The 19,855-nt window shown below is 55.1% G+C and carries 17 protein-coding genes; 8 read left to right on the forward strand and 9 right to left on the reverse strand.

Annotated features, from left to right (window positions below; genetic code table 11):
* Positions 1-67 precede the first annotated feature (67 nt).
* Entirely contained in the window at positions 68-1,192 is a 1,125-nt protein-coding gene (gene zapE / locus ACB496_RS19870) for a cell division protein ZapE (RefSeq protein WP_371973351.1), read from the reverse strand.
* A 189-nt stretch (positions 1,193-1,381) separates the two neighbouring features.
* Between zapE and zapG the strand changes: the two genes are divergently transcribed.
* The 3 genes from zapG to degS all read left to right on the forward strand — a co-directional run bounded on the left by zapG (position 1,382) and on the right by degS (position 4,474).
* Positions 1,382-1,780, forward strand: coding sequence for a Z-ring associated protein ZapG (gene zapG / locus ACB496_RS19875; protein WP_100778701.1), 399 nt, complete (start codon positions 1,382-1,384; stop codon positions 1,778-1,780).
* 170 nt (positions 1,781-1,950) lie between these two features.
* Positions 1,951-3,318, forward strand: coding sequence for a serine endoprotease DegQ (gene degQ, locus ACB496_RS19880; protein WP_107702752.1), 1,368 nt, complete (start codon positions 1,951-1,953; stop codon positions 3,316-3,318).
* Positions 3,319-3,406: 88 nt separating this feature from the next.
* On the forward strand, positions 3,407-4,474 hold the full coding sequence (gene degS / locus ACB496_RS19885) for an outer membrane-stress sensor serine endopeptidase DegS (RefSeq protein WP_100780807.1): 1,068 nt from the start codon (positions 3,407-3,409) through the stop codon (positions 4,472-4,474).
* Positions 4,475-4,528: 54 nt separating this feature from the next.
* Here the strand turns inward: degS and mdh are convergent, their stop codons facing one another.
* Positions 4,529-5,467 (reverse strand): malate dehydrogenase, encoded by a 939-nt coding sequence (mdh, locus tag ACB496_RS19890; RefSeq protein ID WP_123428216.1) that lies wholly within the window; start codon positions 5,465-5,467, stop codon positions 4,529-4,531.
* Positions 5,468-5,872: 405 nt separating this feature from the next.
* Between mdh and argR the strand changes: the two genes are divergently transcribed.
* From argR to yhcN (ACB496_RS19905), 3 genes are all read left to right on the forward strand, one after another.
* Positions 5,873-6,343, forward strand: coding sequence for a transcriptional regulator ArgR (gene argR, locus ACB496_RS19895; RefSeq protein ID WP_100778698.1), 471 nt, complete (start codon positions 5,873-5,875; stop codon positions 6,341-6,343).
* A 375-nt stretch (positions 6,344-6,718) separates the two neighbouring features.
* Complete coding sequence (yhcN, locus tag ACB496_RS19900) at positions 6,719-6,982, forward strand: peroxide/acid stress response protein YhcN (RefSeq protein ID WP_047347671.1); 264 nt, start codon at positions 6,719-6,721, stop codon at positions 6,980-6,982.
* A 109-nt stretch (positions 6,983-7,091) separates the two neighbouring features.
* Positions 7,092-7,358 carry a peroxide/acid stress response protein YhcN gene (gene yhcN / locus ACB496_RS19905; protein ID WP_100778697.1) on the forward strand — a complete coding sequence of 89 codons (267 nt, stop codon included), beginning with the start codon at positions 7,092-7,094 and terminating at the stop codon, positions 7,356-7,358.
* A gap of 66 nt (positions 7,359-7,424) precedes the next feature.
* Here yhcN (ACB496_RS19905) and ACB496_RS19910 read toward each other — a convergent pair whose 3' ends face one another.
* The 5 genes from ACB496_RS19910 to aaeX form a co-directional block, all read right to left on the reverse strand.
* Positions 7,425-7,697 (reverse strand): barstar family protein, encoded by a 273-nt coding sequence (locus tag ACB496_RS19910; protein ID WP_194512290.1) that lies wholly within the window; start codon positions 7,695-7,697, stop codon positions 7,425-7,427.
* 48 nt (positions 7,698-7,745) lie between these two features.
* Entirely contained in the window at positions 7,746-9,200 is a 1,455-nt protein-coding gene (locus tag ACB496_RS19915; RefSeq protein ID WP_371973354.1) for an NAD-dependent succinate-semialdehyde dehydrogenase, read from the reverse strand.
* 110 nt (positions 9,201-9,310) lie between these two features.
* Positions 9,311-11,278: a p-hydroxybenzoic acid efflux pump subunit AaeB gene (gene aaeB, locus ACB496_RS19920; protein ID WP_100780806.1), complete on the reverse strand. Its 1,968-nt coding sequence runs from the start codon at positions 11,276-11,278 to the stop codon at positions 9,311-9,313.
* Between the two features lie 5 nt (positions 11,279-11,283).
* Complete coding sequence (aaeA, locus tag ACB496_RS19925; RefSeq protein ID WP_102105514.1) at positions 11,284-12,216, reverse strand: p-hydroxybenzoic acid efflux pump subunit AaeA; 933 nt, start codon at positions 12,214-12,216, stop codon at positions 11,284-11,286.
* A 7-nt stretch (positions 12,217-12,223) separates the two neighbouring features.
* Complete coding sequence (gene aaeX, locus ACB496_RS19930) at positions 12,224-12,427, reverse strand: p-hydroxybenzoic acid efflux pump operon protein AaeX (RefSeq protein ID WP_102105515.1); 204 nt, start codon at positions 12,425-12,427, stop codon at positions 12,224-12,226.
* 180 nt (positions 12,428-12,607) lie between these two features.
* Between aaeX and aaeR the strand changes: the two genes are divergently transcribed.
* Both aaeR and ACB496_RS19940 read left to right on the forward strand, forming a co-directional pair.
* Positions 12,608-13,534, forward strand: coding sequence for an HTH-type transcriptional activator AaeR (gene aaeR, locus ACB496_RS19935; RefSeq protein WP_095283622.1), 927 nt, complete (start codon positions 12,608-12,610; stop codon positions 13,532-13,534).
* Positions 13,535-13,807: 273 nt separating this feature from the next.
* Positions 13,808-14,422 (forward strand): YagU family protein, encoded by a 615-nt coding sequence (locus tag ACB496_RS19940; protein WP_102105516.1) that lies wholly within the window; start codon positions 13,808-13,810, stop codon positions 14,420-14,422.
* A 60-nt stretch (positions 14,423-14,482) separates the two neighbouring features.
* Here the strand turns inward: ACB496_RS19940 and tldD are convergent, their stop codons facing one another.
* Positions 14,483-15,928: a metalloprotease TldD gene (gene tldD / locus ACB496_RS19945; protein ID WP_100778690.1), complete on the reverse strand. Its 1,446-nt coding sequence runs from the start codon at positions 15,926-15,928 to the stop codon at positions 14,483-14,485.
* Between the two features lie 86 nt (positions 15,929-16,014).
* A complete protein-coding gene (yhdP, locus tag ACB496_RS19950; protein WP_371973355.1) occupies positions 16,015-19,812 on the reverse strand; it encodes an AsmA2 domain-containing protein YhdP in 3,798 nt (1,265 codons plus the stop codon).
* Positions 19,813-19,855 lie beyond the last annotated feature (43 nt).

A 19,855-nucleotide genomic window follows, 5' to 3' on the forward strand; every position in this document is an offset into this window, starting at 1 on the left:
AAGGTTTTCGCTGGGGAATTGCCGGGTGGCGACTACGCCTTCCCCGGCCTGCGGCACGGTGCGGTATTTACGGCATGTGTGCGCGTTTCAAATACTCTTCGCTCTGCATTTCCTGCAAACGCGACAGACAACGCTGGAACTCAAACTTCAGCCGCTCGCCCTGGTAGATCTCATAGAGCGGCACGGCGGCGCTCACCACCAGCTTCACATGACGTTCGTAAAACTCATCTACCAGCGCGATAAAGCGGCGGGCTTCACTCTCCATCAGCGGCGTCATCACCGGCACATCAAACAGCATTACCGTATGAAACAGACGCGAGAGCGCAATGTAGTCGTGCTGGCTGCGGGCATCGACGCACAGCGTGGCAAACGAAACCGCCAGCGTCTGGTTTTCAACCCCCAGGGTTGGCAGAGGACGATGATTAATTTCCAGCTCTGGGGCTGTATCGCGATTAGCGCCTGCCAGAGCCAGCCAGAGCTTGTCCATCTGGCTGCGCGTCTCTTCATCTAAGGGTGAGAGCCACAGATGCGCCTGGGTCAGCGTGCGCAGACGATAATCTACGCCCGCATCGACATTCATAATGTCGCAGTGTTCTTTGATTGCCTCGATGGCCGGCAGGAAACGCGCGCGCTGCAAACCGTTGCGATAGAGATCGTCCGGCGGAATGTTAGACGTCGCCACCAGCGTAATGCCCCGCGCAAACAGCGCTTTCATCAGGCCGCCCAGCAGCATGGCGTCGGTGATATCCGAGACGAAAAACTCATCGAAACATAAAACGTCGGTTTCGGCTTTAAAACGCTCGGCGATGATATCCAGCGGATCGGTATGACCTTGTAGCGCGTTAAGCTCTTCGTGGACGCGCAGCATAAAGCGGTGGAAGTGCAGACGCTGTTTACGCGTGCCAGGCAGGCTCTGATAAAACATGTCCATCAGCCAGGTTTTCCCCCGGCCCACGCCGCCCCACATATATAAGCCGCGAACGGGCGCTGCGGTCTGTGGCTCTTTTTTTCCCAACAATCGGCCAAATGCCGCTTTCAGTCCGCCGCTCTGTGCGGGGGCGGGCATCTGCTGAGTCAATTCCTGGTAGATCAAATTCAGGCGATTAACGGCCTCACGCTGAACGTCGTCGGGCTGATGAGTGCCCTCATCAAGGGCCTGTTTGTAACGCGATGTGGGGGACAGATTTTGCATAATCTTGTTGTTATTCCTTCAATTAAACCTCACCAGTGGGCGCGACTGGCGAAAAAAAGGCCGTTCTACAGTACGCGATGATGCGTCAGGATTCCACTTCTGAAGAAATAGCGGTTATAGTGGCATAATCAGGCACAGGCAGGAGCCGAGCCACTACCCTACGGAACAACAAGACAACGGGAGAAGTTCATGACCTGGGAATATGCGCTAATTGGTTTAGTCGTCGGTATCGCCATCGGTGCCGTGGCCATGCGTTTTGGTAATCGCAAATTGCGTCAGCAACAGTCGCTGCAGTATGAACTGGAAAAGAACAAAGCTGAGCTGGAAGAGTATCGTGAAGAGCTGGTCAGCCACTTTGCCCGTAGCGCCGAACTGCTGGACAATATGGCGACCGATTACCGTCAGCTGTATCAGCACATGGCAAAAAGCTCCAGCAGCCTGCTGCCGGAACTGAGCGGTGACACCAACCCGTTCCGCAACCGTCTGGCGGAGTCTGAAGCCGGTAACGATCAGGCACCGATTCAAATGCCGCGTGATTACTCTGACGGTGCATCCGGCCTGCTGCGCGGTGGCGTAAAACGCGATTAATCGCACATCTACGATTTATTTCACGGGCGCACACCTCGCGCCCGTCCTTTCTTTCCCTTCCCAGCTATTATTTAGTCAATTACCTCATTGTTCAGTGGTTTGAAATTCAATAACATCAGACTGTTTTTGGGCCGATTTTCCTTTACTCCAGGCAACGAGAGCCAGCATCAATGAAGAAAAAAAACCAGCTGTTAAGCGCGATAGCGTTAAGTGTCGGGTTATCTTTGACGGCGTCCTGGCCTGCGGCCGCGGCGCTTCCTTCGCAAGTGCCTGGTGCGGCTGCCATTCCGAGCCTGGCGCCGATGCTTGAAAAAGTGCTGCCTGCGGTGGTGAGCGTGAAGGTGGAAGGCACCGCCGCGCAAAGCCAGCGCGTGCCGGAAGAGCTAAAAAAATACTTTGGCGAAGAAGGCCCGGACCAGCCAGCGCAACCTTTTGAAGGGCTTGGCTCCGGCGTGGTGATCGACGCGGCGAAAGGCTACGTGTTGACCAACAACCACGTCATCAGCCAGGCCGACAAAATCAGCGTGCAGATGAACGATGGTCGTGAGTTTGACGCCAAACTGATTGGCGGCGATGACCAGAGCGACATCGCGCTGCTGCAAATACAAAACCCCAGCAATCTGACGCAAATTGTGATCGCCGACTCCGATAAACTGCGCGTCGGCGATTTTGCCGTGGCCGTCGGTAACCCGTTTGGCTTAGGCCAGACCGCGACCTCCGGGATTGTCTCGGCGCTTGGCCGCAGCGGGCTGAACCTTGAAGGGCTGGAGAACTTTATCCAGACCGACGCCTCCATTAACCGCGGCAACTCCGGCGGTGCCCTGCTGAACCTGAACGGCGAGCTGATCGGGATTAACACCGCGATCCTCGCACCGGGCGGCGGCAGCATCGGCATCGGTTTCGCCATCCCCAGCAATATGGCGAAAACCCTGGCGCAACAGCTGATTGAGTCCGGCGAGATCAAACGCGGGCTGTTGGGTATCAAAGGCATGGAGATGAGCGCTGATATTGCGAAAGCGTTCAATCTTAACGTCCAGCGCGGGGCGTTCGTCAGCGAAGTGCTGGCCAATTCCGGCTCGGCGAAGGCGGGCGTGAAATCGGGCGATGTGATTGTAAGCCTGAACGGTAAGCCGCTGAACAGCTTTGCGGAGCTGCGCTCGCGCATCGCCACCACAGAGCCAGGCACCAAAGTGAAACTCGGCCTGCTGCGCGACGGTAAACCGCTCGACGTGGAAGTGACGCTGGATAAGAGCACCTCTGCATCGGCCAGCGCCGAGCTGATCGCCCCTGCCTTGCAAGGCGCGGCGCTGAGTGACGGGCAGCTCAAAGACGGCACCAAAGGCATCACCATTGAAAGCGTCGAGAAGAGCAGCCCGGCCGCACAGGCTGGCTTGCATCAGGATGACGTGATCATCGGCGTGAACCGCAACCGCGTGCAGTCGATTGCAGAAATGCGCAAAGTGCTGGAGAGCAAACCGACGGTGATTGCGCTGCAAATTGTTCGCGGCAACGACACGCTTTACATCTTATTACGCTAAGCACTGACCCCGGACATCACCGCTGCGTGTGATGTCCGGATAAGTCATGTTATGCTGCAACCGTTTCTCAATTAACGACGCCCGCATCATGGTTCTTAAGCTATTTCGCTCCGTCGCCATCGGATTGGTCGTTGGCGGTTTATTACTGGCTGCAATGCCCTCATTACGTCAGTTCAATAAGCTGGCGGCGCCTCAGTTCGACAGTACGGATGAGACGCCAGTGAGTTACAACCAGGCCGTTCGCCGGGCGGCACCCGCCGTGGTAAACGTCTATAACCGCGGCCTCAACAGTTCCGCCAATAATCAGCTGGAGATCCGCACCCTCGGGTCCGGCGTAATTATGGACGAGCGCGGCTACATCATTACTAACAAGCACGTTATCAACGACGCCGATCAGATTATTGTGGCGTTGCAGGATGGCCGCGTTTTTGAAGCCCTGCTGGTCGGTTCGGATAGCCTGACGGATCTGGCGGTGCTGAAAATTACCGCCAGCGGTGGCTTGCCGGTGATTCCGATTAACCGTAAGCGCACGCCGCATATCGGCGACGTGGTGATGGCAATCGGAAACCCCTATAACCTGGGCCAGACCATTACCCAGGGGATTATCAGCGCCACCGGTCGTATTGGCCTGAACCCTTCAGGACGACAGAATTTCCTGCAGACGGATGCCTCCATCAACCACGGGAACTCCGGCGGTGCGCTGGTGAACTCCCTCGGCGAGCTGATGGGCATCAACACCCTCTCCTTTGATAAGAGCAACGATGGTGAAACGCCGGAAGGCATCGGTTTTGCGATCCCGTTCCAGCTGGCGACCAAAATCATGGACAAGCTGATCCGCGACGGTCGCGTGATCCGTGGCTACATTGGAATTGGTGGACGTGAAATCGCGCCGCTGCATACCCAGGGCGGCGGTATCGATCAGATTCAGGGCATCGTCGTGAACGAAGTCACCCCAGGTGGCCCGGCTGCGGCGGCAGGACTGCAGGTTAATGACGTGATTGTTTCGGTGAACGGTATCCCGGCAGTATCCGCGCTGGAGACAATGGACCAGGTGGCAGAGATTCGCCCGGGTTCTATCATTCCGGTGGAAGTCATGCGTAATGATAAGAAGCTGACCATTCAGGTCACTATTCAGGAATATCCGTCCACCAACTAAGCGGCATAAAAAAACCGGAGCCATGGCTCCGGTTTTTTATCGCCTGGCATTCGCTTACTTGTTAACGAACTCTTCGCCCAGGGTGATATCTTTCTTCAGCGTATCAAGCATGCCTTCCATCGCCTGTTGTTCAAACGCGCTCAGCTTGCCGATTGACTGACGTTCTTCAACGCCGTTTTTACCCAGCAGCAGCGGCTGTGAGAAGAAGCGGGCGTGCTCGCCGTCACCTTCCACATACGCACATTCCACCACGCCTTTCTCGCCTTGCAGGGCGCGAACCAGAGACAGACCAAAACGTGCAGCCGCCTGGCCCATAGACAGGGTTGCAGAACCGCCACCCGCCTTCGCTTCCACCACTTCGGTGCCCGCGTTCTGGATGCGTTTGGTCAGGTCAGCCACTTCCTGCTCGGAGAAGCTCACGCCTGGGATCTGGGACAGCAGTGGCAGAATTGTCACGCCAGAGTGACCACCGATAACCGGCACGTCGATGTCTGAAGGCTGTTTGCCTTTCAGTTCAGCCACGAAGGTGTTGGAACGGATGATGTCCAGCGTAGTCACGCCAAACAGTTTGTTCTTATCGTAAACACCGGCTTTTTTCAGCACTTCTGCTGCGATAGCAACCGTAGTGTTGACCGGGTTAGTGATGATACCGATACAGGCTTTCGGGCAGGTTTCTGCGATCTGCTGGACCAGGTTCTTCACGATACCGGCGTTGACGTTGAACAGATCGGAACGGTCCATACCAGGCTTACGTGCAACACCCGCGGAGATCAGCACGACGTCTGCGCCTTCGAGCGCCGGACGTGCGTTTTCACCGGAGAAGCCTTTGATTTTCACAGCTGTTGGGATGTGGCTCAGGTCAACCGCCACACCTGGGGTTACCGGAGCAATATCATACAGAGAGAGTTCTGAGCCTGAAGGCAGTTGGGTTTTCAGTAGTAGGGCAAGCGCCTGGCCGATACCACCAGCAGCGCCGAGGACTGCAACTTTCATCCTAAACTCCTTATTATGGTTAACTTTAATATCTGTTACTCCGTTGCGGCGACATTAATTCAGCAGGTAAATAATTACAATTTTCGTAGCTAAAGAATTTGAGGTCACGCGTCTTTCACCTTTGCCAGAATGCTTCCAGCAAACTGCGGCAACGAAGTAGCCAATCAAGACGGTGGTTACAATACACCCTCACTCGCCAGCAAAACAACATCATTTTGATAACATTTAGTTTACTTTTAAGGTTATTTACGCGCCGTGATGTAGGCATGTTTTCTGATAACGAAATTTGATAAAATCACTCCCTTTCATAACATTATTTCAGCCTGGTTCAGGGCAGAATATTTGCATAAAAATTCATCCACATGCATAATAATGTTGTTTCTATCGTCATATTCCGGGTGACTTATGCGAAGCTCGTCAAAACAAGAAGAATTAGTGAAGGCGTTTAAAGCGCTGCTCAAAGAAGAGAAATTCAGTTCTCAGGGAGAGATTGTTCTGGCTTTACAGGAACAAGGTTTCGAGAACATTAATCAGTCGAAAGTCTCCCGTATGCTCACCAAGTTTGGCGCGGTGCGTACTCGCAACGCCAAAATGGAAATGGTTTACTGCCTGCCCGCCGAACTGGGTGTGCCGACCACCTCCAGCCCGCTGAAAAACCTGGTGCTGGATATTGATTACAACGACGCGGTGGTCGTGATCCACACAAGCCCAGGTGCGGCGCAGTTAATCGCCCGCCTGCTCGATTCACTGGGTAAAGCGGAAGGGATCCTCGGCACCATCGCGGGGGATGACACCATCTTTACTACGCCAGCGAACGGTTTTTCCGTTAAAGATCTCTACGAAGCTATCCTGATGCTGTTCGAACAGGAGCTGTAATCCCCTTCCCTGCTGCTCAGGCAGCGGGGAATGTTCTGCCCACCGCCTTGTTTACGTCCCCATTCTGTTGTGCTTACTTTTGCAAATAGTGCTTTTACCTGCCTCTTTTCATTCATCCAGCGAATGATCTATCAACAGATCGCACAAAAAATCAAAGTTCGTTATGTCTATGATTTACTTATATATCGACAATCCTTGTGACCAAAAAACGGTCAATTCTATGCATTTTAGTTATAAAAACGTGACCAGTTAACACGTAATTACCCATGAAACAATTAGCGTGGTATTAATATTTAGCGTGATTAGTGTATACTTGATTTTGTGATGAGGGTCACGAAACGAAAGACCCCAATAAATTCGACGAGGTAAACAATCATGAAAATCAAAACAACTGTAGCGGCTCTGAGCGTCCTGTCTGTCCTGTCATTCGGTGCATTTGCTGCCGACTCTATCAACGCTGATCAGGCACAATCTCGCCAGGCCATCGGCACCGTTTCCGTAGGTGCAATCGGTACGTCTCCGATGGACATGCACGAAATGCTGAACAAGAAAGCCGAAGAGCAGGGTGCGTCTTCTTATCGCATCATCGAAGCGCGTTCTGGTGACCACTGGCACGCAACGGCTGAGCTGTACAAATAAGTTTTATCAAGAGTAAGTAGTAACGACATTATCGACTCAACGGCACCAGGCATAAAAATAGCGGTATAACCCTTCTCGCCGTCGAGGAAACACATTCAGGAGTACGACTATGAACACCAAATTAATCATCGCAACCCTAGGCTTAGCTTCCGTTCTCTCTTTCGGTGCCAGCGCAGCTGTGCATCAGGTGAATGCTGAGCAAGCGCAAAACCTGCAATCAATGGGTAGTGTATCCGTATCTTCCGTCGCGGGTTCTCCGATGGATATCCGCCAGGAGCTGGCGGCTAAAGCTGAAAAAGCAGGCGCAAGCAGCTATCGTGTCACCGAGCTAAATCAGGGTGACCACTGGCATGCAACGGCTGAGCTGTACAAATAAACCCTCGTCGTATCTCATCATACGACTTGCCCCTGACGCTTTGTCAGGGGCTTTTTTATGTCTAAATCAGTGACGAACGTTAAAGCGTAGTTGCCCTTCCAGCTCCTCTTCCGCCTCGTCAAACAGCAGAACCAGTGCGCCAAAGCGTCGACGTAGCTTATCCGGCAGATGGATAAACTCCAGTTCCAGCGGCATGGGTAAGGCATCGCCAATCACCACGTCCCACAGCGAATCCAGATCCGTTACCTTTGCCTGTTCTAACCCAAATGTGCGACAAAATTCGCGGTAAAAGTCTTCCTGACTGTCGATTTCATCAAAATCAAACGTATAGATATTCATTGCCCGCCACCCCGTCCAGAAAGGCGGCCTGCGCCGCCCTGACGATAATTATAATCCCCCGATATGCAGGGTTTTAACTTCCAGAAACTCTTCCAGCCCAAGAACCGATCCTTCCCGACCCAGTCCCGACTCTTTCACACCGCCGAATGGGCCAAGCTCGGTCGAGACCGCACATTCGTTAATGCCGATCATGCCGCTCTCAATCGCCTGCGACACGCGGAAAACGCGCGAAAGATTTTGCGTATAGAAGTAAGCCGCCAGGCCAAACGGCGTGTTGTTCGCACGCTGGACCACCTCTTCTTCTGAGGTAAAGCGGAAACAGGCGGCAACCGGGCCAAAGGTCTCTTCCTCAGCCAGTTTCATCCCTTCGTGACACTCGCCCAACACGGTTGGCTGCCAGAAATTACCGCCGAGAGAATGCGCTTTACCGCCCGCCAGCACCGTTGCACCTTTTGCGACCGCATCCTCAACGTGTTCGCGCACTTTATTCACCGCATTAGGTTCAATCAGCGGCCCCACCACCACGCCCTCTTCCAGACCGTTTCCCACTTTCAGGGCGTTTACCGCATCAGCGAGTTTGGTCACAAAGGCGTCGTAGACGGATTCCTGAATATAGAACCGGTTCACGCTGACACACACCTGCCCGGCGTTACGGAATTTATTGGCAATCGCCCCTTTCACGGCGGCTTCAATATCAGCATCGTCAAAGACGATATACGGCGCATTACCGCCCAGCTCCATGGAGACTTTTTTCATGGTTTCTGCGGCATTACGCACCAGCGTTTTGCCCACGGCAGTCGAACCGGTAAACGAGATTTTCCGCACCTCGTGGCTGGCCATGATGGCATCGCTGATCTCGTGGGTGTTCCCGGCGACGGCGTTGAGCACGCCATCAGGGACACCGGCTTTTTTCGCCAGCGTCAGCAGCGCAAAAGCGCTGAGCGGTGTGTTGTTAGCGGGTTTGATCACACCGGTACAGCCTGCGGCCAACGCCGGACCGAGTTTGCGGGTCAGCATCGCCATCGGGAAATTCCACGGCGTGATCGCCGCGACCACGCCGATGGGTTCGCGGGTCGCCAGAATGCGTGAGCCGAGTTTGATGGGGGGAATGATTTCGCCGTTGGCGCGTTTCGCCTGCTCGGCAAACCACTGGATAAAGCTGGCGGCGTATTCGACTTCGCCTTCCGCCTCTTTTAGCGGTTTACCTTGTTCGGTGGTCATCAGCCGTCCAAGCCAGCTTTTGTTCTCAATGATCAGTTCGTACCAGCGGTACAGGATCGCCGAACGCTCTTTCGCCGTTTTCGCGCGCCACGCCGGGAAGGCGCGACTGGCTGCCGCGATAGCCTCTTCGGTTTCTTTTTTACCTGCTTTTGCGACTTTCGCGACGACATCGCCCGTGGCCGGGTTGAGCACATCAAAAGTGGTATCCAGCGTTTTCCATATGCCGTCTACAAGATATCCGGTTTGAAAAAGCGCATTGTCCTGGAGTGCCTGGGTGGTCATGTGTCCTCCTGATCTGGGTTTAAGAGCCTGCCAGAATAAGTATAGCCACAAAAAAACCGACGCTTTTGGCGTCGGTTTTTACGGTGTGTTTGTCGGCTGTGCAGAGCCAACTAGCTGTCGGTAAGTGTATTTTGATACCGATGCAGCACATCCGTCAGTCGCTGTACCGGTTCCGTCACTTGCCGCGGCGCTTCCCAGACCCGCAGTTTCTCCTGGTAGATGTTTAGCTCTTCCAGTAACTGGCCAAAGTAGCGGCGGCGCTTATCGTCCGACGAGGCCGAAATCACATGATCCGCCGTGCGACGCAGCTGGCGGTGAAATGCCGACAGATCGTCGTTGATCGGAATCGGCGCATTGCGCAGACGCTGGTGCGCGATGATCATCGTCAGCGCCAGGCGGAACTTGGCAATATCGCCAGGGAACTTCGTCAGCAGTAAAAACAGCTGCTGATACAGGGCCGGCAGATGGTTCTCTTTGCGACGCGCGGTGTTGGTGGTCATCGCAGATACCGCCGCCGAGACAAACTGGTTCAGCAGCACACGTCCGGTACGCGCATGGGAGTTATCACGCACCAGCAGGATGACCATCATCGCCAGGAAACAACCCACCAGCTGGCCTAACGCGCTGTCGAGGAACTGACTGAAGTGGAAGGTCATCGGGTTATCCAGCACCAGAATGTTGATCGTACTGGCGAGTGCGCCCAAAGACCCGAGACGACGCTTCTGCACTTCAATCCCGATAAAGAACGCCAGCACCGCAAGACTGATACACAGCAGCAGCATACTTTGCTGGGTGGAGGGCAGCACCACGAGGAAATAGAACGCCCCGATGGGGAGCGCCGCGAGCGCGCCATACAGAAAATCGACCGCCACCATACGTGGATTTGGCAGACGCATCGCCAGCGAAGTCACCACTGCAATCATTACCATCGCGCTCGCACCCGACGTCCAGCCCGTCCACAGCCAGAAGAGCGTGCCGAGCACACACGCGATAGTCGTACGCCAGAAGTTCACCATCGCATGGTGGCGCTCTGCCGACTCGGCTTTGATGACCACTTCGCTACGTAGAATCTCCTCTTCAATAGCGCTGATTTTGGTATTACTGATCACGCCGCGTTTGAGGAGCAGATAGCGCGTCGCCGCACCTACCCAGCTGTAAATGGTGACAGGCGTGTCGCGCTCACCGGTCCAGACAATGACCCGACGCATTCTCTTCAGCTGTTTACGCACATCCTGCACCGTTTCGACGGGTTCTGCGAACAGCTCACGGAAGGTATCCGTGACCGCCTCGGGACGGGTATTTTGAATCAGGTAGGTTTCACAAGCCTGGGTGATCAGCGTCAGGGAGACGGTATTGAGCGCTTTAAGGCGTCGGTTAGCGCGCGCCCAGCGGGAGGATTCCATATTCAGGTTGCTGCGCATTCCTTCCAGCGCCGTGCTGCGACGCACCAGCGCGCTCCAGGCGTTGTCCACCTCTTCACTGTCGCCGTGTTTAATACACAGCTGCATCAGTTGATATTGAGCAACAATCAGCGCATCCAGTTCGCGATCGACTTCCTGCTTGATGGAGCGCGGCGAGAAAAGCAGATCGGCAACGATCGCACAGACAATCCCGATGACAATCTCACTGCAACGCTCAAGAGCAAACTGCGGCGCAAGCAGGGGTTCACTCTGAATGGTGATCACAATGATCAGCGCGGTATAGCCGGATAAGCCCCAGGCGTAGGAGTTCTCCACCTTCACCAGCGAGGAAACCCAGGTACAAAAGCCCGCCCAGATACAGCACACCATCAGCATCATTAGCGGGGAGCGAATCATGGTGATAATGATCGTCAGTGCCGCGATACAGCCGATAAACGTCCCGGCGATACGCAGCATCCCGCGATAACGGATGGCACCCGAGTAAGGTTCGCCGCCCGCCGCGAAGGCCGGGCCCGCAGCAACAATCGCCGCTGTCAGCACCGCCCAACGCGGGGTTTCCAGTTGGAAGTGAAAACCGACAAAGAGTGCCAGCACGATGGCGCACGCCAGCTTAATGGCGAAGCGAACGTGCTGGGTGGCGATGGTGAAAATACCCATCACAATTAACCAATCTCACGCAGACGATGCGCGATTTTACGGAACAGGGAGTCGTTGTTGCCGTTACGATCTTTCTCACCGGTGATCACCACCGTCGCCGTGGTGCCGGCCGGCCACAGGTTGCCCTGCTCGTCATCGAGACGAATACGCACCGGCACACGCTGCGCCAGACGAACCCACTCAAGGTTAGAATCAACCGTTGCCATCCCTTTAGTATCGCGGGTGGCGCTGGAGTTGGTGACGCCTGCGGCCACGCTGTCCACCGTGCCTTTAAGCACGCGGTTGCTGCCCAGTGGCGTGATTTCGGCGCGATAGCCTGGACGTACCCCTTCCAGTTTGGTCTCTTCCATGTAGGCGAGAATATAGAAAGAGTGCTGTTTTACGAGCGCCACGGCGGTGGAGCCGCGAGTGATAAATTCACCGGTATAGACGTTGAGGTTGGTCACCCAGCCGTCAGACGGCGCACGGATCACCGTACGTTCCAGATCCAGTTTCGCCAGGTCGCGCGTTGCTTCGGCTTTTGCCTGCTGATGCAGAACGGTTTGCAATACGTTGTTAGACTGGTCAATCTCTTCACGAGACATGGCCTGTACGCCCAGCTGGTTACGTCGTCCGGCTTCACGGCGTTTTTCCGTTGCCAGCGCCCGATAGTAGGCGACGTCTGCTTCAGCCTCTTCGAGGGCTTTCTGGTAGCGAGGCTGATCAATGGTGAAAAGCACCTGATCTTTTTTCACCAGTTCGTTATCACGCACGTTAACCGCGGTAATAAGCCCGGCGACGTCAGGGGCAATGGCCACCACATCCGCGCTGAAACGCGCGTCACGCGTCCAGGGTGACTCGGTGTAAAACACCCAGGCGCGGAAAATTGCGATGAACGCCAGGACCACCAGCGCCACGGTGATGGCGGTACGGGAGATATTTCTTGTTAGTGTTTTCACATCTACCTCAGACAAACATGCGCGATACAAGCCAGAACAGGCAGCAATACAGCGCGGTATTAAACAGTGCAGGGTGCCAGACAAAATCGTAGATGCCGGTTGGAACCAGCACCTTGCGCACCAGCCAGAAAATCGCCAGTGATAAAATTAGTTCGAAGAAAATCGGTGGGAACGATAAACCGAACACCACGATAACGGGAAACAGACTCATGTTGACCTTGATTTGAACGCGTGCAGGCGACAGTTTTTGTTTAGCTCACACCATCGCAGAAGGGCAAGAAAAGCCGGGCGGGAATGGTGAAGCTGTTATGTCAGTAATAATATATTAACGTAACTGTTATGCTGTTATCTATAATATGTGATCTAAATCACTTTTAAGCCAGAGTGAACAATGGAACGTTTAAAGCGCATGTCAGTGTTTGCCAAAGTCGTCGAATTTGGCTCCTTTACCGCCGCTGCCCGACAGCTTCAGATGAGTGTTTCATCCATCAGCCAGACGGTGTCGAAACTGGAAGATGAGCTTCAGGTCAAGCTGCTCAACCGCAGCACCCGCAGCATTGGGCTGACGGAGGCGGGGAAAATCTATTACCAGGGCTGTCGTCGGATGTTGCACGAAGTCCAGGACGTTCACGAGCAACTCTATGCCTTCAATAACACCCCCATCGGCACGCTGCGGATCGGGTGTTCTTCAACTATGGCACAAAATGTCCTCGCCAGTATGACGGCGGAAATGCTCAAAGAGTATCCAGGTCTGGCGGTAAATTTGGTCACCGGCATCCCGGCGCCAGACCTGATCGCCGACGGTCTGGACGTCGTGATTCGCGTCGGTGCGCTGCAGGATTCCAGCCTCTTCTCCCGTCGCCTGGGCAGTATGCCGATGGTCGTCTGCGCCTCTAAAAACTATCTGGCGCAGTTTGGCGTGCCGGAAAAACCAGCCGATTTGAGCAATCACTCCTGGCTGGAGTACAGCGTGCGTCCGGACAACGAGTTTGAGCTGATTGCCCCGGAAGGGCTGTCGACAAAACTGCTGCCGCAGGGGCGGTTCGTGACGAACGATCCCATGACCATCTCCCGCTGGCTGGTCGCCGGAGCAGGCATCGCCTACGTGCCGTTGATGTGGGTGATCAATGAGATCAACAGCGGTGAGCTGGAGATCCTTTTCCCGCGCTACCAGTCCGATCCCCGTCCGGTGTATGCCCTCTATACGGAAAAGGACAAACTGCCGCTCAAGGTCCAGGTCTGTATTAACTATCTGACGGACTATTTTGTGGAAGTGGCGGAGCTTTATCAGGGAATGCGGGGCAGAAGAAAAGAGTAAGCCGCCCCGTAAATGCAGAGAGGTCAGATGATTATTGGAATTTGGCCTCTGCCCTCCTGTCAGAGATAAATAACCTCCAGTCCCTTCCGGCGCAATTAAGATATTTCACTGAGTTCTATTAATAATGGCGAATTGACATATTTGCCTTGTGACCTTTATCGTACTCATTGTCTGAAACCTGTTCTACGCAAATATCAGACGGTTATAGAGTTGTTAAATAAATACTTCATAAAAATAACGTTTCTCAGGATTTTGTTTAAACAAGGAATAAATATGAATCTATTCGAACAAACACCGCCTTCACGCAGGCGCTACGGACTCGCCGCGTTCATTGGGCTGATCGCCGGGATTGTCTCCGCCTTTGTCAAATGGGGCGCCGAAGTTCCTCTTCCTCCGCGCAGTCCAACCGATTTATTCAGCGCCGCATGCGGGCCAGAGCAATTAATCAGAGCAGCCAGCCAAATTGATTGCTCACGTAATTTCCTGAATCCACCCTATGTATTTCTCCGCGACTGGCTGGGCGTCGTCGACCCTAACGCTGCGGTTTATACATTTGCCGGACATATATTCAACTGGGTTGGCGTGACACATATTATTTTCTCAATCGTGTTCGCCGTAGGCTATTGCGTTGTTGCGGAAGTCTTTCCGAAAATAAAGCTCTGGCAGGGTTTATTTGCCGGGGCATTAGCGCAGCTATTTGTTCATATGATTTCGTTCCCGCTGATGGGGCTGACACCGCCACTGTTTGATCTTCCGTGGTACGAGCACGTTTCCGAGATAGTGGGTCACCTGATCTGGTTCTGGTCGATTGAAATTATCCGTCGCGATTTACGTAACCGCATCACTCGCGAGCCCGATCCTGAGGTGCCGCTAAACAGCGCGCGATAAGCGTCGCAAAAAAAATGGCGCGCCTTTTCAGACGCGCCATTTTTTCAATAAGACTTCAAGTCAGGCGGTACCGCCGACGGTCAGATTATCCACTTTCAGCGTCGGCTGACCGACGCCCACCGGCAGGCTCTGGCCTTCTTTACCGCAGACGCCCACGCCTTTATCCAGCTTCAGATCGTTACCCACCATCGAAATCTGCTGCATCGCCTCGATACCGGAGCCAATCAGCGTAGCGCCTTTCACCGCTTTGGTGACTTTGCCTTTTTCAATCAGATAGGCTTCAGACGTCGAGAAGACAAACTTGCCGGAGGTGATATCCACCTGGCCACCGCCGAAGTTTGGCGCGAAGATCCCGTAATCCACGGATTCGATGATCTCCTGCGGCGTCGATTTGCCTGCGAGCATATAGGTGTTGGTCATACGCGGCATCGGCAGATGTGCGTAGGATTCGCGACGCCCGTTCCCGGTTGGCGCAACGCCCATCAGACGCGCGTTGAGTTTGTCCTGCATGTAACCTTTCAGAATGCCGTTTTCGATCAGCACGTTGTACTGCCCCGGCGTCCCTTCATCATCGATAGAGATAGAACCGCGACGATCGGTCATGGTGCCATCATCCACAACGGTACACAGTTCCGAGGCCACCAGCTCGCCCATCTGACCGCTGAATACGGAGGTGCCGCGACGGTTGAAATCGCCTTCCAGACCGTGACCGACCGCTTCGTGCAGCAGCACGCCAGGCCAGCCTGCGCCGAGTACCACCGGCAGCGTACCGGCTGGGGCCGCTACCGCATTGAGATTCACCAGCGCCATGCGCACGGCTTCTTTCGCCCACGCATCTGCGCGAACATCGCCGTCTTCATCGGCCAGGAACCAGTCATAACCAAAACGACCGCCGCCACCGCTGGAGCCGCGCTCGCGTTTACCGTCATCTTCCACCTGCACGCTGACAGACAGACGTACCAGCGGGCGCACATCAGCGGCCAGCGTACCGTCGGTAGCAGCCACCAGAATGAGTTCATACACACCGCTCAGGCTGGCTGACACTTCTTGAACGCGTTTATCTGTCGCGCGAGCCACTTTGTCCACGCGGCGCAGGATATCCAGCTTCTCCTCGCGGGTCATGCTTTGCAGCGGATCGATGCTGGTATAGAGCGCAGAATGCTGCACTTCGCCGAGGGTTTTCACACGACCATCGCCCGCTTCACGCACGATAGTGCGCGCTGCCTGGGCGCTCTGCTCCAGCGCAGTCAGGCTAATCTGATCGGCATAGGCAAAGCCGGTTTTCTCACCGCTTACGGCGCGAACACCGACGCCCTGGTCGATGTTGTAAGAGCCATCTTTAATGATGCTGTCTTCTAAAACCCAGGATTCGTGGTAGCTCGACTGGAAATAGAGATCGCCGTAATCGAGGCGACGCTCGGTTAGTTGGGCAAGAATGGAAAACAGGTCCTGATGACTCAGGCCGTTCGCTGCGAGCAAATGTTCACTTACCAGGTTCAGACTCATCGTTTTGCTACTCGTTCGTTGCCGCCCAAGGGCGGTAAAAAAATTCATTATTTATGAGAGTGGGGCAATTACTCGCCCGCGTCAAATCATTGCTGTGCATCTTTGCGCGCCTGACGGAGCACCTCATTAATCTGCGGCTTATCGACCGGGCCGGTAATGCGATAGCGCAGGATTGAGACCTTACTCCACAGCGGCCCCAGCACCTTACTGGCGGCAAACACCGCTGCGCCCACAATCGGGTTGACCACGAATGCCGCAGCGACACCGACGGTCGCCGAGATCTCCGGCGCAACGACCGCTTCCATATCCAGTTCGCGACGCACCAGATTCACCGAGCCTTTCATGGCGATGTCGGCCTCCAGGCCATCCACCAGCGTGTCATCCGTATGCAGAACGCCGTCTTTGATCCACGCCGTACTGCGAATAGAGTCGTAATAGAACCCTTCGCTGAAGGTATCGCTGAAGTCAAAACGCAGTTTGCGCAGCAGCGCGTCAAAGCTCAGTAAACGTAAAAGCTGCCCGGCGTGACCTGTGCTGACGTCGGCGATTTCGCCTTTGCCCAGATTGGTTTTGAGGATGCCGTTCAGCGTAGCTTCGTCCGGTTTCCACGGCTCAGCGCGCCAGTGCAGATCGTAATTAACATCGAAGGAAGAGCCGCGCAGCGGTGTGCTGACGCCAAAGAAATTCGCCGCCGCATCCAGCTTGTTGCCCTTGATTCTACCTTTCAGGGAGGTGCGCTGTTCGCCCGCGCCATTCACCCACTCTCCGTCCGCAGTCAGACGCCCAAAGCCGGTATCAATCAGGCCGCCCGCGAGGCTAAGGGTGTTGCCCTTCACGGCAAAATCACCGTCGATGCGGCCATATTTCTGGCCCCACAGCCAGCACTCCGCGCAGCGCAGTTGTAAATCCGGCCAGCCGCTGAAATCCACTTTTGAAACCTCGGCTAACGGCGAAGCCGCTCCCGTTTGCCCTTTCGTGGCCGTCGTCGGGTTGTAGTAAAGATAACGAATCGCCGCCTGCCATGGCGCATTGTCACGCATTGTGAGCGTGGCGTTAATCTCACGGCCCTGCGCTTCCACCGTCGACCCGTTGAGGGTTGGCTCAGAGACAATGCTGAGGTTATTCCACTGCTGTCCGCCCAAGGTCAGTGACGGCGTACGGACGGTCACGCGCTGCGGGAACTGGGCGGCTTCATCCACATTTTGCCCAACGCCCTTGTTAAACATCGCCAGCCACTCGGCGCCGTCCATCGCGGGCAGGTTCAGCTCAACGCCTGGCTGCTCAGGGAGTGGCGGAATGGTGCGGCTGTCCGTGGTCCAGATAGCCCGGTCGAGAGTCAGTTTGCGACTGAGCAACCAGCGGCTGTTAAAGTGATTTGTACCATTCGCATTACCAGTGAGAGCGAAGCTGTTCAGATCGCCCTGCACATTGATGTTCATCGGCAGTGGCTGCCCAGCTTTCTTATCCAGCGGTGCAGGTAAGTGACTGCTTACATTCTTCAGATCGCCGGTCACGTCGACTTTATAGTGCGCACTTCCACGATAAGGCAGGTCGATGGCCACTTTACCTTTCCAGGCAACCGTTCCGTCAATAGATTCGGCCACCGGCTTTGGAAGCACGTCCATCCGCGCGGGCTGCCAGTTAGCATCCATATTGACGGCGACCTGATAGGCTTTTTCACCTTCGGTGGTACTGAAATCCACGTTAATCGGTTGATTAAACCAGTTGGCTTTCAGCGGCCCGCTTTTCAGATTGCCATTCACAAAGTTGAATTTGCCGCTCAGGTTCTTGAGCGTACTATCTAGCGGCTTGATAAACAGGCTGTTGTTGTTCAGCACCACATCGCCTTCGGCGGTGGTCATCTCGCCATCCAGCGGGATGTCGAGATGCAAACGGGCATTCACATCGCCATCGATTTGCAGCTCTTGCAGCGCAGCGCCCAGCGAATCATCCAGCGGTGTCTCGTCAAAATAAGGCCCGACGGCTTTGCCCGGCCCGTTAATGTCCGCGTCGATCAGCAGCTTCTCTTTCGAGTAATCCGGAATCACCGCTCTCAAATTACTGGCGGTTACGCCGCCCAGCGCAACGCTGTCGGATTTCATCCACAGCCCGTCGTTCAGGAAATTCAGTTCGATATTGAGGTTTTTCAGCGCTGGCCAGTCGGGCTGGAAGGCGAAAGTCGCATTGCGCAGCGGCACCAGAACCTGGAACTGGCCTTCGTTGTGTTTGTAAGGGAACAAGTGCGGATTGCCGCCATAAACCAGCGTGGCATTATCGGCCTGACCGCCCTGAATCGCGCCGCTCAGGTAGTCCACCAGCGCTTTGCCCATCAGGTTTTCCGGGAAATAGCGCCATGCCTGGCCGCCATCGTCAGTGCTGATACCGGCCAGAATCCCCAGCCATGGCTCATCGCCTTCCGGCTGCAGATAGCGGAAATTACCGCGCGCGTGAACGCCGGTGGCTTTTACGTCGATATCACGGCCATCGAGCTGAAAACCTTTCTCATTGTTCAGCCAGTTAAGAATGGCAGTGCCTTTTTCAATCTCCAGCGGCGCACGGAAAACCGTTTCGTACGGCATTTTGGCGTCATTCATTTCCGCCGTCAGTCTGCCGTTTTCAACGCTGCCCTCAAGCTTTCCGCCAAAGTGTTCGGCACCGGGCAGCAGCTTCCACTGCTTCCAGGAGAGCGCTTTCCACGATGCCTGGAAACGGGTTTTTTCTGTGGCCTGCAGAGGGATATCCAGCGCCAGGGTGTCGATCTGGCCGCTCGGCTGTGTGGCTTCCCAGACTTCACCCAGCGCAGTTGATATGCGGTTCGCAATAGGCCGTAAACCGTCGAGACTTGCCAGATCGAGGTTGCTGGCGCGGATACGCAGCTCATCGCTGCGCTTGTTGTTCACGCCGCCCACTTCCTGCTCAGGCACCCACGCCATCGTTAATGCGCCGCGCGGCCAGGCTTTGCCGTCCATAGTGATACGGGTATCGGGAATGGAGAATTGCCAGCTGTCGCCCTGACGGGTGACGTGTGCCGTCAGGTTATCGACTGACATATCATGGGATTGCGTATCCCCTTTCCACGCCGCGCCGCCCTGCTTCAGCCACACATCCCCGGCGGATATATCACCGTCGGCCAGCGTCAGCCAGCCTTCAACACTGAAGCGCGCCCTTTGCAGCGCCACGTTATCCTGCATCCATTTGCCCAGCCAGGGTTTGACATCCACATCGTCGGCCTGCAGCCAGACTTTGCCTTTGTTCAGCAGGCCGTTGTCATCGCGCAGATCCATGCGCACCTGCATGATGCCGTGCTGCCCGTTCAGGCTGGAGAGATTCACCTGCCCTTCGGCGCGATGGCGATCTTTGCCGTTAAGCCAGGTGAGCTGCGGGATCGCCAGTTCGGCCCGTTGTCCGGAGAGGGTAATAAAACTGATTTCACTGTCGCGCAGATCGAAATGATCGAACTGGCGCAGGAAAAGATCGCTGAAGCGGTTGGTCTCAATGCCTTTGCTGTTATCGCCCTGGTTCAGAGGCGTGTTGGTCAGAAACTGAAGCTGCCAGAAAGTGAGATCGCGAAACTGCCAGCGCATGTGTAGCAAACTTTGCCAGACATCCAGCGCCAGCGTCACACGTTTGATTTTGAGATGGCCGCCGTCTTTCAGGCTCGCGTTGATATCGCGGACATCCAGCGTTGGGCCGAAATTTTGCCAGCTGGCACTCAGCTGGCTGACGTCAACGGGAATGCCGGTGGCGCTTTCGATCTTTGCCAGCACCTGCGGGCGCCAGCTGTCGAGATGCGGTAACACGAGGCGCAGCCCGCTCACGAGCAACGCGACAATGACGACAAGCGTTGCCCCTGTAAGCAGTAAAATTCCTGGCAATCGCCTCACGCATCTCTCCTTGTCAGCCGTTCTCTTGCAGCATTGCTGCCTC

Source organism: Lelliottia nimipressuralis (assembly GCF_041464075.1).
Classification (GTDB): domain Bacteria; phylum Pseudomonadota; class Gammaproteobacteria; order Enterobacterales; family Enterobacteriaceae; genus Enterobacter; species Enterobacter nimipressuralis.